The 13,898-nt window shown below is 67.4% G+C and carries 13 protein-coding genes; 8 read left to right on the top strand and 5 right to left on the bottom strand.

The window, feature by feature from the left end:
- The first annotated feature begins 158 nt into the window (after positions 1-158).
- A complete protein-coding gene (gene rimO / locus BMZ69_RS01130) occupies positions 159-1,478 on the top strand; it encodes a 30S ribosomal protein S12 methylthiotransferase RimO (protein WP_092153935.1) in 1,320 nt (439 codons plus the stop codon).
- Between the two features lie 12 nt (positions 1,479-1,490).
- Here the strand turns inward: rimO and BMZ69_RS01125 are convergent, their stop codons facing one another.
- From BMZ69_RS01125 to BMZ69_RS01115, 3 genes are all read right to left on the bottom strand, one after another.
- Entirely contained in the window at positions 1,491-1,703 is a 213-nt protein-coding gene (locus BMZ69_RS01125; protein ID WP_092153933.1) for a hypothetical protein, read from the bottom strand.
- A 102-nt stretch (positions 1,704-1,805) separates the two neighbouring features.
- Positions 1,806-2,897, bottom strand: coding sequence for a hypothetical protein (locus tag BMZ69_RS01120; RefSeq protein ID WP_092153931.1), 1,092 nt, complete (start codon positions 2,895-2,897; stop codon positions 1,806-1,808).
- Positions 2,898-2,984: 87 nt separating this feature from the next.
- Complete coding sequence (locus tag BMZ69_RS01115) at positions 2,985-3,956, bottom strand: quinone oxidoreductase family protein (RefSeq protein ID WP_092153929.1); 972 nt, start codon at positions 3,954-3,956, stop codon at positions 2,985-2,987.
- Between the two features lie 127 nt (positions 3,957-4,083).
- On the opposite strand from BMZ69_RS01115, the gene BMZ69_RS01110 reads away from it, so the two are divergent.
- Positions 4,084-5,784 (top strand): SulP family inorganic anion transporter, encoded by a 1,701-nt coding sequence (locus BMZ69_RS01110; protein ID WP_092153926.1) that lies wholly within the window; start codon positions 4,084-4,086, stop codon positions 5,782-5,784.
- Between the two features lie 59 nt (positions 5,785-5,843).
- Positions 5,844-7,016 (top strand): UbiH/UbiF family hydroxylase, encoded by a 1,173-nt coding sequence (locus BMZ69_RS01105; RefSeq protein ID WP_092153924.1) that lies wholly within the window; start codon positions 5,844-5,846, stop codon positions 7,014-7,016.
- A gap of 3 nt (positions 7,017-7,019) precedes the next feature.
- On the opposite strand, the gene BMZ69_RS01100 is transcribed toward BMZ69_RS01105, so the two are convergent.
- Together BMZ69_RS01100 and BMZ69_RS01095 are read right to left on the bottom strand one after the other, a co-directional pair.
- Entirely contained in the window at positions 7,020-8,123 is a 1,104-nt protein-coding gene (locus BMZ69_RS01100; protein ID WP_092153922.1) for a CaiB/BaiF CoA transferase family protein, read from the bottom strand.
- Between the two features lie 28 nt (positions 8,124-8,151).
- A complete protein-coding gene (locus BMZ69_RS01095) occupies positions 8,152-9,123 on the bottom strand; it encodes an AEC family transporter (RefSeq protein WP_092153920.1) in 972 nt (323 codons plus the stop codon).
- Positions 9,124-9,416: 293 nt separating this feature from the next.
- Between BMZ69_RS01095 and BMZ69_RS01090 the strand changes: the two genes are divergently transcribed.
- The 5 genes from BMZ69_RS01090 to BMZ69_RS01070 all read left to right on the top strand — a co-directional run bounded on the left by BMZ69_RS01090 (position 9,417) and on the right by BMZ69_RS01070 (position 13,773).
- Positions 9,417-11,039 (top strand): hypothetical protein, encoded by a 1,623-nt coding sequence (locus tag BMZ69_RS01090; RefSeq protein WP_092153918.1) that lies wholly within the window; start codon positions 9,417-9,419, stop codon positions 11,037-11,039.
- Between the two features lie 148 nt (positions 11,040-11,187).
- Entirely contained in the window at positions 11,188-11,334 is a 147-nt protein-coding gene (locus BMZ69_RS31990; RefSeq protein WP_244543152.1) for a hypothetical protein, read from the top strand.
- Positions 11,335-11,545: 211 nt separating this feature from the next.
- Positions 11,546-12,049, top strand: a complete 504-nt coding sequence (locus BMZ69_RS01080; RefSeq protein WP_092153916.1) for a hypothetical protein — start codon at positions 11,546-11,548, stop codon at positions 12,047-12,049.
- Positions 12,050-12,064: 15 nt separating this feature from the next.
- Positions 12,065-12,691, top strand: coding sequence for a L,D-transpeptidase (locus BMZ69_RS01075; protein ID WP_244543151.1), 627 nt, complete (start codon positions 12,065-12,067; stop codon positions 12,689-12,691).
- Between the two features lie 44 nt (positions 12,692-12,735).
- Positions 12,736-13,773: an amino acid ABC transporter substrate-binding protein gene (locus BMZ69_RS01070; RefSeq protein ID WP_175506621.1), complete on the top strand. Its 1,038-nt coding sequence runs from the start codon at positions 12,736-12,738 to the stop codon at positions 13,771-13,773.
- Positions 13,774-13,898: the final 125 nt, after the last annotated feature.

Below are 13,898 nucleotides of genomic sequence, written 5' to 3'. Positions count from 1 at the left end.
TGTTGCGGTTTCCACGCTTTTCGCATGCCTTGGCCAGCGTGCGGCGCTGCCGGCGTGAGAGCTGCGCATTTGCAAATTCGTCCAAAAAGGATCAAAGAGGCGCCAATCGTGCCGGCCTTGCCGCGCCCTCATCTTTCCCTGTCAGAGTTACGCCGCCGATGAACGCCGTCGCGCCGAAAATCTCGTTCGTCTCCCTCGGGTGCCCGAAGGCGCTCGTCGATTCCGAACGCATCATCACCTCGCTGCGCTCGGAGGGCTACGAGCTCAGCAAGAGCCATGCGGGCGCTGATGTCGTCATCGTCAACACCTGCGGCTTTCTCGACAGCGCCAAGCAGGAATCGCTGGAGGCGATCGGCTCGGCGATGGCCGAGAACGGCAAGGTCATCGTCACCGGCTGCATGGGCGCCGAGCCCGAGCAGATCCGCGACGCTTTCCCGAACCTGCTCGCGATCACCGGCCCGCAGGCCTATGAGAGCGTCGTCTCGGCGGTGCATCAGGCCGTGCCGCCCAAGCACGATCCCTTCATTGATCTCGTCCCGGACCAGGGCATCAAGCTGACGCCGCGGCACTACGCCTACCTAAAGATTTCAGAGGGTTGCAACAACCGTTGCAGCTTCTGCATCATCCCCAAGCTGCGTGGCGATCTAGTCTCGCGGCCGATCGGCGACGTGCTGCGCGAGGCCGAGAAGCTGGTCAAGGCCGGCGTCAAGGAATTGCTGGTGATCTCGCAGGACACCAGCGCCTATGGGCTCGACATCAAATATGCGCCGTCGATGTGGAAGGACCGCGAGGTCCGCACCCGCTTCTTCGAACTGGCGCGCGAGCTTGGCCAGATGGGTGTCTGGGTGCGGATGCACTATGTCTACCCCTACCCGCATGTCGACGAGGTCATCCCGCTGATGGCAGAGGGCAATGTGCTGCCCTATCTCGACATCCCGTTCCAGCATGCCTCGCCTTCCGTGCTGAAGGCGATGCGCCGGCCGGCCCATCACGAGAAGACGCTGGAGCGGATCCGGAAATGGCGCGAGATCTGCCCCGACCTCGCCATCCGCTCGACCTTCATCGTCGGCTTCCCCGGCGAAACCGAGGACGACGTCGACTTCCTCCTCGACTGGCTGAAGGAAGCAAAGCTGGAGCGAGTCGGCTGCTTCAAATACGAGCCGGTCAAGGGCGCGACCGCCAATGATCTCGGCCTGCCGCTGGTCACGGAGGACGAGAAGGAGGCGCGCTGGCATCGCTTCATGAAGACGCAGGCCGAGGTCTCGGCCCGCATCGTCAAGGGTCGCGTCGGCAAGCGCATTCCGGTGATCATCGACGAGGCCGGGCCGACAGTCGCCAAGGGCCGCTCGAAATGGGATGCGCCCGAGATCGACGGCAATGTCTATGTCTCGAGCCGGCGGCCGCTCCGGCCTGGCGACATCGTCACGGTGAAGATCGAGCGCGCCGACGCCTACGATTTGCACGGCATTGCGGTCTGAGACCGCTTCGGCTCAGGCGAGTTTCGTGGTGACCGGCCGCGGCATGCGGCGTGACTCGGTGACACGGCCGACGCGCGGGCGTGACGACTTCTCGAAGACGACCTGTGCGTCGCTGACCTGAGTAGCGAGCTGGAGCGTCGGGCGGGCGGTGAGCTGCGCCTGGAGCGCCATCGCGACGATGGCGAAGGAAAGGATGAAGCCGGCGCGGCGAAGAAGCGGGGACATGACGTAAGGACCAGTGATCTTGTTGTTGGTCCCGCTTTGCCGGCTCCAGGTGCGCTTTCGCTTTCGGGTTTCGGAATTTTCATTTTTCTTGCTCCCTCTACGTCAGGGAGTTGGCGCGGACGCTTCCATGCGAGAGATGGCGCGACGCTTTCGACCGAGCCGTCCGAGCCACCAGCCGAAGCGCTGCGCGGCCATGGCGACGGCCAGTGCGTAGCCGAGCAGCGCCAGCATCCAGCCGGCTGTCTGCAGGCTGAGCGCGCCGAGCACCAACGCCGAGCGCCCGAGCAATCTGAGAGTTGCGCGCACGGTCGACGGCTTGGCCGCCGCGAGCTTGGCAGCCCGGCCGACATCGCCGGCGTCCTCGGCGACGGCGAGCACTTGGCGCAAGCCGCGCTGGCCTGTCCGGGCATAGAGCGCGCCGGCGTCCTGGCCGAGCGCGGTGAAGCGCGCCAGCGCTGCGGGCCGGACGATGCCACCTGCCGCCGTTTTTGCTGCCGCAAGGTCCAGGCGGGCTGCTGCGCCGAGGCTCGCTGTCAGGGCCGGCCGGTCGACTGCACCGGCCGCCATGCGGCCGAGATTCGCAGTGAGCACCGGGGAAAGCAGTTTGGCTTTGCTCGCGGCCTTGATGGCGCTGACCCCGCCGCGGGCTGGAAGGCTGCCGCCGAGGCTGACCCATGTCGCGGCGCTGACCGCAAGGCCGACCGCGGCGAGCGCCAGCACCGTCTCATCGATCGTCTCGCCGCCGACGAGCTTGTGCCCCTCGCGGACGAGATCGCGCAAATCGCCGAAGCCGCTGATGTCCCCGACCAGCGCACCGGCGAAGGCGGCATCACTCTCGCGCTCGCCTGCGACGAAGCCGTGGCCGAAATCGGAGACAGCGCGCGTTAGCGCGTTCTGCCGCAAGGCCTCGATCTGGGCGACGCGCTCGGGAGCCGTGGCGATGCCGCGTTCGGCCGCCAGCGCGACGAAGCTTTCGGCGAGACCGAGATCGCCGGCTGCCACTGCCCGGTCGATCTCAGGGGCGATGCGATCCTGCGTCGCGACGCTGACGAGGCGAAGCCGGGACAGCTCGGAGGGATCATCTTTCGCCTGTTGAAGCTGCCAGCTCTGCAGGGCCGGCGGAGCGATCATGGCGCCGCCCGCTGCGAGTGCGACGATGATGCTCGACGAGACGATGACCCTGGCAATGCGCAAGCGGGATACCTGAAACGGAAACGGTCCGGCCACCCGGCCGGACCGCAATTCCCATAGCCTTCGATTCAGGCGGAAATTGCGCCGCCGCTACGGCACGATCACCGTCGAACCGGTCGTGCCGCGGCTTTCCAGCGCGCGGTGGGCGTCGGCAGCATCCTTCAGCGCGAAGCGGGCATTGATCGCGACGCTGACCTTGCCGGAGCCGACGGCCTCGAACAGGTTCTTCGCCATCGCGACCAGGGTTTCACGCTTGGCCGTGTGTGTGTTCATCGTCGGGCGGGTGACGTAGAGCGAGCCCTTCGCCGCGAGGATGCCGAGATTGAAGGCCTCGACCGCGCCCGAGGCGTTGCCGAAGCTCGCCAGCAGGCCGAACGGCCTCAGCGAGTCGAGCGAGCCCATGAAGGTGTCCTTGCCGACGCCGTCATAGACGACGTTGCAGAGCTGGCCGCCGGTGATCTCCTTGACCCGCGCCGGGACGTCCTCGTCGCGGTAGAGGATGACATGGTCGGCCTTGTTCGCCCTGGCGAGCTCGGCCTTCTCCTTGCTGCCGACGGTGCCGATCACGGTCGCGCCGAGCGCCTTGCCCCATTGGCAGAGGATCGAGCCGGTGCCGCCCGCCGCGGCATGGACCAGGATGGTGTCGCCCGGCTTCACCGGATAGGTACGGTGGAGCAGGTATTCCGCCGTCAGCCCTTTCAGCATCATGCTGGCGCCGGCTTCGTAGGAGACGTTCTCCGGCAAGGCGACCACCGCCGACGCGGGTACGATGCGCTCCTCGGCATAGGCGCCGTGAGCTGCGACCACGGCGATCCGATCGCCGGGCTTGAATTCCGTCACACCGGGGCCGACCGCGACCACGTCGCCTGCCGATTCATTGCCGAGGGTGAAAGGCAGCGGCGCCGGGTACAGGCCGGTGCGGAAATAGGTGTCGATGAAGTTGAGCCCGATGGCGCGGTTGCGGATCAGGATCTCGCCCGGCCCAGGCGCAGGTAGCGCGACCTCCTCCAGCTGCAGAACCTCGGGCCCACCGGTCTTGTGCACGCGGATTGCTTTCGCCATGGCGATCTCCTGATGTCGATGGCGCAACGATAGGGACTTGCCTTCCTCCGACGCAACGGCTGCACTGCACGGCAGACCCGCGCAAACGCCGAGTCGGTCTGGCATAACTGCATGATCGGTCTCTGACATGAACAGGCAAGGCGCTCATCTCGGCGGCCAACCGATCCTGCGCGAGGCATTCACCCCCAAGCTGGTCACCGCTTTGCGCGAAGGCTACGGCTTCGCTCGCCTGCGGGCCGACGCGGTCTCGGGGCTGACGGTCGCGATCGTCGCGCTGCCGCTCTCCATGGCGATCGCCATTGCCAGCGGCGCGACGCCGGCTGCCGGGCTGTTCACGGCGATCATCGGCGGCTTCCTCGTCTCGGCGCTGAGCGGCAGCCGCCATCAGATCGGCGGGCCGGCCGGCGCCTTCATCGTCCTCGTCGCGGCGACGATCGACCAGCACGGCTTCGACGGGCTGCTGCTGGCGACCATGCTGGCCGGCGCCATGTTGATCGCAGTCGGAGCGCTGCGGCTCGGCACCTACATCAAATACATCCCGCATCCGGTGCTGGTCGGGTTCACCACCGGCATCGCCATCATCATCTTCGCAAGCCAAATCCGCGATCTGGTCGGATTGACGCTCCCCGGCAAGGAGCCGGCGGCGCTGATCCCGAAGCTGCAGGCGCTCACGGCGGCGCTGGGCACGCTCAACCCGGCGGCGCTCGGCCTCTCGGCCCTGACGATCGCGACGATCCTGGCCGTCAGGCGCTGGCGGCCGAACTGGCCGGGTCTCCTAATCGCTGTCGGGCTCGCGGCCGCCGCGACCTTCCTGCTCAACCTGCCGGTCGAGACCATCGGCAGCCGCTTCGGCGGCATTCCGCGCGCTTTGCCCGCCCCGCATCTGCCGGCCTTCAGCCTCGACAAGCTGGTCGAGGTGCTGCCGGCGGCGCTGTCGATCGCGGTGCTCGGCGGCATCGAATCGCTGCTCTCGGCCGTGGTCGCCGACGGGTTGAGCGGGCGCCGCCACCGCTCGAACATGGAGCTGGTCGCGCAGGGCGTCGCCAATATCGGCTCGCCCTTGTTCGGCGGCATCTGCGTCACCGGCACCATCGCCCGCACCGCGACCAATATCCGTGCCGGCGGCGTCACGCCGGTCGCCGGGATGCTGCACGCCGCCTTCGTGCTGCTGTTCATGCTGGTCGCGGCGCCGCTTGCCTCCTACATCCCGCTGGCGGCACTCGCCGGCGTGCTCGCCGTCGTTGCCTGGAACATGGCCGAGAAGGCCGCTTTCGCCGCGATCCTCAGGCATTCGCGCGCCGACTCCCTCGTGCTGCTGTCGACCTTCCTGTTGGTGATCTTCGAGGACCTGATGGTTGGGATCGGTATCGGCGTCGTGCTGGGGTCGCTGATCTTCATGCACCGCATGGCGAGCATCGTCACGGTCGAGGCCGGTATGGACGCTGGCCTCGTCGATTATGACGAGGAGGGCCATGACGAGCTGCAGGCGAACGGCAACGGCAAGCGCGATGGCGAGGCCTTCCACTACAAAATCACGGGCCCGCTCTTCTTCGGCGCCAGCAGTCATGTCGCGACCGTGCTCGATCGGGTCGGCCCTTTTCCCGAGCGGATCGTGCTCGATCTCTCCGGCGTACCCTTCGCCGATTCGAGCGCGGCGGTCTCGCTCAAGGCGATGCTCGACAAGGCGCTGCGGCATGGCTCCGCCGTCGAGATCCGCGGCGCCGGGCGGCAGGTCCGCGCCGTGCTCGGCCATGAGGGCATCGACGAGCGGATCGTCTCCTTCCGGGAGATCGCCCAGAAGCCGCGTAACGGCGTCGTCTGGGGGTAGCCGGCAGCTGCGGCAAGGGCGCGCTCGCCAGCGGCGCCGGCATCGGCTACCCAAAGACCATGACGGACCAGCAGCATTGCGACATCGCCATCGTCGGGGCGGGAGCCGTCGGGCTCGCGGCGGCGCTCGCGCTCGCCGCTGCCGGGCGGCAGGTCGTGCTGTTCGGCCAGGCGAGCGCGCCGCGCGATGGCCGCACGGTCGCCCTGCTCGACGGCTCCTGGCGACTGCTCGAGGCGCTCGGCCTGACGGAGACGCTTGACACGGTCGCGGCGCCGCTCGCGGTGATGCGCCTGGTCGACGACACCGGCAGCCTGTTCAAGCAGCCGCCGGTCGAGTTCAAGGCGGCCGAGCTCGGCCTGCCGGCCTTCGGCTGGAATGTCGAGAACGCCGTGCTGGTCGAGGCGATGGCGGCGAAGGCGGCGGCGGAGCCGCGCATCCGCATGATCCCGCAGGCGGTGACAGAGATCGCGGCAGGCGCCGACAGTGTCCGTCTGGCGGGTGACGGCTTTACCCCTGTCGCGGCCCGCCTCGTCGTCGGCGCCGATGGCCGCAAGTCGCGAGTCCGTGAAGCTTCCGGCATCACGGCGCGCGACTGGAGCTACCCACAGATGGCGCTGACGGCGATCCTGAGCCATCGCCGCGAGCATCAGGACGCCTCGACCGAATTTCACACCCGCTCCGGTCCCTGCACGCTGGTGCCGATGTCAGGGCGGCGTTCTTCGCTGGTCTGGCTGCTCAAACCGGGCGAGGCCGAACGTATCGCCGGGCTCGATGACGCCGCTTTCGCCCGCGAGGTCGAGCGCCGGACCCACTCGATCCTCGGCGCTCTGACCCTGGCAGGCCCACGCGGACGCGTGCCGATGGGAGGTTTGTCGGTCGATCGCTTCGCCGCCAACCGCATGGCGCTGATCGGCGAGGCCGCGCATGTCTTCCCACCGATCGGGGCGCAGGGGCTCAATCTCGGCCTGCGCGACGTCGCCGCGTTGCGCGATGCCGTTTCCGGTGCCGATGATCCCGGCGAAGAGGCAGCGCTTTCCGCTTATGACCGGTCGCGTCAGGCGGATGTGCGCCTGCGCACCGGCGCGGTCGATGCGCTGAACCGGACCTTGCTGACCGACCTGCTGCCGGCCGATCTGATGCGCGGCGCGGGGCTGCTGGCGTTGTCGCGATTCGCGCCGCTGCGCCGGCTGGTGATGCGGCAAGGGCTGGCCGGCGGCACGGCTGCGGGCTGAGCCTCAGATCTCGTAGTCGCCGATCGGCGGGCTCGCGCGCAGCGCCGGCGCGGCATCGCGGAAGACCGGCGCGAGCGGCAGCGGTGTCGAGACCATGCGCCTGCCACCCGGCTCCTCGACCTGCCGGTCGAGCAGACCGCGCGCGGTCAAATGCGGATCGGCCAGCGCCTCGTCGAGCGTCCGCACCACCGTGCAGCAGCAGTCGAGCGGCTCGATCGTGTCCTGCCAATGCTTCGCCGGCCGGGAGGCGATGATCGTGGTGATTGCAGCCCGCGTCGCCGCCGGATCGCGCCGGTCGTCGTGCAGTTCGGCGGCGAGGCCGATGCCCTCGCAAAAACTCGTCCAGAACTTCTCCTCGATCGCGCCGACGGCGAGGAACCAGCCATCTTCCGTCGCATAGAGGCCGTAGCGCGGACTGGCACCGGTGAGCAGCCCCTCCCCGCCCTTGGGATAGCGGCCAACGGCCTGACCCTGCGCCAGCGCATACCAGGAGAAGGCGAGCATCGCGTCGGTCATGGCGATGTCGAGATGGCAACCCTGCCCGGAGCGGTCGCGCTCGCGCAGCGCCAGCAGGATGTTGATTACCGCCGGCATGGCGCCGCCGGCGATGTCCGCGACCAAAGTCGGCGGCAGGGGCGCCGGCCTGCCCTGCGCGAGCGATTGGCCGAGCAGGCCGCCGATCGCCTGGTAGTTGATGTCGTGGCCGGCCTCCGAGGCGCGCGGACCGTCCTGGCCGTAGCCGCTGATCGAGCAATAGACCAGCCGGGGATTGAGCGCCTTCAGAGCCTCGTAGCCGAAGCCGAGCCGGGCCATCACGCCCGGCCTGAACTGCTCGATCACGATGTCGGCCTGCGCGATCAAGCGCGTCAGCCGTTCCAGTGCGTCGGGCGCCTTGAGATCGATGGCGAGGCTCCGCTTGCCGCGGTTGAGCGCGGCGAAGGGGGCGGAGGTTTCGCCGAAGCGCGGCGGGAAGCGGCGCATGTCCTCGCCATCCGGCCGCTCGATCCGGATCACGCGGGCGCCGGCCTCGGCGAGGAAGAGGCTCGCCAGCGGGCCGGGCAGCAGGGTCGAGAAGTCGAGGACGAGGAGATCGGAGAGCGGCTGCATCGATGGGCTCGCGAGTCCCTGCGGGCGATCAGTGGAACAGGTCAGCCGGCATCCTGCCCGTCTTCACCAGCCACAGGAAGCCCGTCAGCGTCACCGTTGAGACGATGGTGCCGACAAGGATGCAGGCCGAGGCGCGCTCGATGCCGACGCGATATTGCGTCGAGATCACGAAGATGTTCAGCGCCGGCGGCAGCGCCGCCATGATCACGGCGGCATAGACCCAGGGGCCCGAGAAATCGCCGAGCCCCGATAGCAGCAGCCAGACCAAGAGCGGGTGCAGCAGCAGCTTGATCGCGACCAGCCAGGGCAGCTCGCTGGGCATCTGCCGGATCGGCTGCAGCGCCACCGTGACGCCGAGCAGAAACAGGGCGCAGGGAGCGGCCGCCTGCGAGAGCCAGAGCGTCATCTTGTCGAGCGCTGTCGGCAATTCAAGCTTGAAGAAGGCCGCGAGCACGCCGGCCACCGTCGCGACATTGAAGGGATGGGTGACGACCCGCCGGACCACCTCGGCGGCGGTCGCGGAAAAGCTGCGCTTGTCGACGCCGGCCAGCGCCATCAGGAACGGGATCAGCGAGAACAGCAGCAGGTTGTCGAAAACGAAGATCAGCACGACCGGGGCGCTGGCAGCGGGGCCGAGCGCCGCCATGATCAACGGCGGGCCCATATAGCCGATGTTCGAATAGGAACCGGCGACGCCCTGCATCACCGCCTGCGGCATGTCGCCATGGGTATGACGCCAGCCGAGCGCAAAGGAGAGCACGAAAGCGCAGAAGGTCGCGAGCGTCGTCACCGCGACGAAGCGCCAGTTCGTCAGTTCGCTCAGCGGCTTGTCGGCGATCAGCCGGTAGAACAGGCAAGGCAGCGCGACATAGATCAGGAAGAACTGCATCCAGGCAAGGCCCTCGCCCGGCAGGCGCTTGTAGCGGCCGATCAGGAAGCCGAGCAGGATCAGCCCGAAGAAGGGCGCAACCAGATTGAACAGGCTGGCGATGTCGGCCATGCGGCGATCTCGGGCGGCCGACGATAGCGACGGCGTCGCCTTATAGGATGCGCCCAGGGGCCTGAGAACCCAGAGAGCTCGCACATCCGGGTGCCAACCGAGGGATATCTCCCGCAACTGGTCGCCTGAATGCTCGACACAACCGTAAATTGCAGAAATCGTCGAACATGGAAGCGATCGGGTAACACATTAATGCCATGCTTGGTCAAAAGCTCATGGAACAGGCGATGATGAGCAGCTCTCAAGCGGCGGCAGGAGGTCCGGTGTCAGGGACACTCTGGCGGAATTCGATAATGTCCCCGACCTTCTGGATCGCGGCGTTCCTGGTCATGGTTATCCTCGGGCTGGCGCTTCCCATGCGCCTGCCCCTGGGGCCGAATTATTGGGACACCGACATCTATCTCGACGCCGCCCAGCGCATCCAGCTCGGCCAGATTCCGAACATCGACTTCTTCACATCGATCGGCTCGCTCGGCTTCTACCTCACCGCCTGGATCAGAGCCGTGTTCCCGCAGGCGCAGCCCGCTCTCCTCGCAAACTGGGCGATCGTGCCGATCTCGCTGCCGATCTTGGTGCTGATCGTCAGGGATGTCGACCTGCGCTCGCGCCGTTTGGCTCTCGCGCTCCTGATACCATTCCTGTTCTTCGCCTCGCTCCCGATCAACCTTCACAGCCTCTACCCATCACCGGGCTTCGACGGTTTCGGCTACTACAACCGCCATGTCGCCCTGCTCCTCTACCTGCTGCTGGCGGCGCTTCTTTTCGTCGAAAGCCGGGTTCTGCTGACGACGCTCGTAGCGGTGCTGATGATGGCCTTGTTCCTGGTCAAGATCACGGGGCCGGTATCGGGCGCGGCTCTCGTCGGCTACGCGGTCCTCGCCGGACGCATGCGCCTGCGCGACGCAGTGATCGCCGCCAGCGTGGTGATCGCATGCCTGTTCCTGATCGAGCTGACGACAGGCATGGTCTACGCCTATGTCGAAGACATCATGAACCTCGCCATGCTCAATTCGGCGTCGTTCCTGCGACGTTTCCTGACGCTCGGCTCAGTCAAGTTCAACGTGATCGCGCCATGCGTGACGCTGATCGGCGTGCTCGCTCTCGCCGCGTGGCGTGACAGGCTTTCACCGGCGGCATTGCTGTCTTCCCCGCTCGGCTGGCTCAGCGCCAGCCTCTTCGCCCTGGTCCTGGGCGAAACCCAGAACAGCGGGTCGCTCGAGTTCATCGGACTTTGGCCGGTCCTCATCCTGATCCTCAAAGACTACTATCCGCGGGCAGACGACCGCCTGCGCATATGGGTGCTCGTGCTCGTCATGGCGGTGTCGCTGCCAAGCGCCATCATCTTCCTCGAACGGGGTGCGCGGGCCCTGGTTTCCGCGCCGCGCTACCAGGCGCTGGACGTGCCGGATCTGGGGCCGCTCGGCCGCGTCAGCCTCAAGCCGGAGCTGGCCGCGCGCGCGATCGCCCAGATCGAGCGTTACCCGAAATACACGGAAGCCTATCAGGACCTCGCCCGCCGGGGCCTGCTGCCATCGGCCACCTTGTTCTCGGAGATCGATCACCAGGCGACCTGGCTCCTCGAAGTGCAGCAGGGTGTCGGTGCGATCAAACGCTGGGAAGCCTCCAACCAGCGGCAGCTGAACGGCTTCTTCGCGCTCGACTTCGTCAATCCGTTCAACCATCTGCTCGAGCGCGCGGCGCCGCTGCACGTCGCGCTCGGCATCGATACCGACCGCACCAATCCGAAAGTCACGCGGGAGATGCTGGAAGCCCTGCGCGATATCGACGCCATCATGCGGCCCAAATGTCCCTTCGAGCTCAAGCGTGCGGCGATCTGGGCGCAGTTCTCGCAGGCGCTCGAAGGGCGCCAGCTGATCGCGCTTTCGCCCTGTTGGGACATGTATCTGAAAAAGTAAGGCCCGCGCGGGATCGTCGAGCCCGGGCGCGAGAATCTGGAGAACGGCGGGCGCCCGCTCGGAGCAGTCCTCGCCAGGAACGCCGAGGTGGTGACCCGCGGCGTCAAGAACTCCCGAGCACGAACGATCCGACGGCGCTCCCTATGGCTTGTCGACCGCGGCCGTCTATGCCGATCTGGCCAAGCCGCTCGCAGAGCAGCCGATGAAGGTCAACTACGAGCCGGTACTGCCGGAAACAGGTCAGGATTTCTACGGGGCGTGGCGGCAGAGACAGGCTGACCAGAGCCGACACTGACGATGCCCCCGCACGGCCCTCCGCTGCAGACGTTGTCGATGACGTCTTCCCGCAGCTCTGCAAACGTGGCTTGATCGGGCCGCGCGATCGCCCGGCCGAAAAGGGGTTGATCGAAACCGCACTTCCGGCTGTCCTACAGCCGAGCCGGGTGACGCTCGTCGCACGGTGCCCTGGAATGCCGCAGCAAGCCGGCACGTGGCGAGGAGAGACGATGAGACGGCAACATGTCCGGTGCGCGCAGACGAAGTTCCGCTCGATCGGCAGTGCGGCCTTCGCGCTGACGCTGCCGCTGATCCTCGCCGCCTGCGGTGGCGGCGAAGGCCCGTCGTCCTCGGCCGGCGTCGCGGCAAGTGCACCGGCTCCGACCGGGATCACGCGCGACGTCCTGGTCGGCCGCTGGGGCATCGCCTCCTTCCATACCGACAAGGACCGCAAGCGCACCGAGGCCGAGGCGCGGGCGGGGTGCAAGCAGCCCTATACGATCGTGCAGGGGCCCGGCGACGGCGTGATGATGCATGTCGCCGACGATCCCAAGCCGTATGAGCTCAGGCTGAAGTCCGGAGGCGGCAAGACCTATGTCGGTTTCGAAGCGCCGGCTGGCGACCCGCAGGACCGCGAGATCCTCTCGCACAGCAGATCGATGCTGATGATGCGCTTCGTCGATCCGGATGCGCAGCGGCGCTACGGCACCTTCATCTACTCCCGTTGCGGCTGAGCGGAGGCAACGCCCATGAGCACAATTCGCACTGCCCTGCGCAGCCTCCTTGCCTGCGGCCTCACCTTTCCCCTGCTGGCCCTGCCCGGTGCCGCCCAGCCACGCCCGCCCGCGGCGTTGCAGGAGACGATGGATATCGGCGACGAGCCGGGCCGGGTCTCGACCGAGGAGGTCAGCATCAGCGAGGGCCCCTATGCCCGCCAGATGGTGCTCTTCCGCTCGAACGAGGCGCCCGGGACCGTCGTGATCCATTCCGGCGAGCGCTTCCTCTATGTGGTCCAGGGCAATGGCCGGGCGTTGCGCTACGGCATCGGCGTCGGCCGCGAGGGCTTCACCTGGTCGGGCCAGGTCCAAGTCAGCCGCAAGGCCGAGTGGCCGGACTGGCGCCCGCCGCCGGAGATGCTGCAGCGCCAGCCCTATCTGCCGCGCTTCATGGCCGGTGGCCCCGGCAATCCGATGGGCGCCCGTGCCCTCTATCTCGGCTCGACCGTCTTCCGCGTCCACGGCACCAACCAGCCTGAGACGATCGGACAGGCGATCTCCTCGGGCTGCTTCCGACTCGCCAATGGCGATATCGTCGATCTCTATGACCGCGTTCCGGTCGGGACCAAGGTCATCATCCGCCACAAGGCGACGCTGTGACCGGCCCTACCCTGTCCCCAGACACCCGAAAGGAGACGCGTGCCATGTCGAAGGCTTCATCGGTTTGCTCGCAGCGTTCCGGCTTGGCCGTCCTCGGAGCACTGGCGGGCTTGTCCGTCATGCCGACCATGGCCGGAACACTCGATACGGTGAAGCAGCGCGGCACGCTGCAATGCGGCGTCAGCGAGGGCGTGGCGGGCTTCTCCGACAAGGATGCGCAAGGCAATTGGCGCGGCTTCGACGTCGACTTCTGCCGGGCCGTCGCGGCCGCGGTGCTGGGTGACAAGGGCAAGGTCGCCTTCACGCCGCTTTCTGCCAGCGAACGCTTCGAGGCGCTGAAGGGCGGCAAGGTCGATCTCCTTGCGCGCAACTCGACTTGGACGCTCGAGCGCGAGGCGCAGCTCGGCCTCGCCTTCGCCGGCATCAGCTTCCATGACGGCCAGGGCTTTTTGGCCAAGCGCGCGCTCGGTGTCGACGGGGCGCTTTCGCTGGACAAGGCGAAGATCTGCGTCGAGGCCGGCACCACGACGCAAGCCAATCTCGGCGACTTCTTCAAGGCCAATTCGATGGCCTATGAGGAGAAGGCGTTTCCGAGCGCGGCCGAGGCCCTCGCCGCCTTCCAGTCCGGGCAATGCGACGTCTTGACCCGCGACCAGTCGGCCCTGCACGGCGAGCGCCTCAAGCTCGCCAAGCCCGCCGAGGCGATCGTGCTGCCTGACGTGATCTCGAAGGAGCCGCTCGGTCCGGTGGTGCGCAGCGACGACTTCGGCTGGTTCACCGTGGTGAAATGGGTGAATTTCGCCCTGGTCAACGCCGAGGAACTCGGCATCGCCAGCACGACCATCGACGACGCCCTCAAATCCCAGAAGCCGGATGTGCGCCGCTTCACCGGCGCCGAAGGCGGCTTCGGCAAGGCGCTCGGCCTCGATGCCGACTGGGCGGTTCGCTCGGTCAAGGCGGGCGGGAACTATGCCGAGCTCTACGAGCGCAATCTCGGCACAGGCTCGCCCCTCGCCATCCCGCGCGGCCTCAACCAGCTCTGGAGCATGGGCGGCATCCTCTACGCCCCGCCGCTGCGCTGAGCAGCGCTGCGGGGACCGCGCTGTCGACGGGGCGCCGTCGACAGTTTCAGGAGCGCCGGCGCGGCGAAGCTGAACCCGTCCCGCGCAGGCCGAGAAGCGGCCCCGCCGCCCCTGCACTCCTTGCG

The sequence above is a fragment of the Allobosea sp. CRIB-10 genome (genome assembly GCF_900112185.1).
Classification (GTDB): domain Bacteria; phylum Pseudomonadota; class Alphaproteobacteria; order Rhizobiales; family Beijerinckiaceae; genus Allobosea.
The sequence above is the reverse complement of the archived record's forward strand: the minus strand, read 5'-3'. Positions and strand labels throughout refer to the sequence as shown.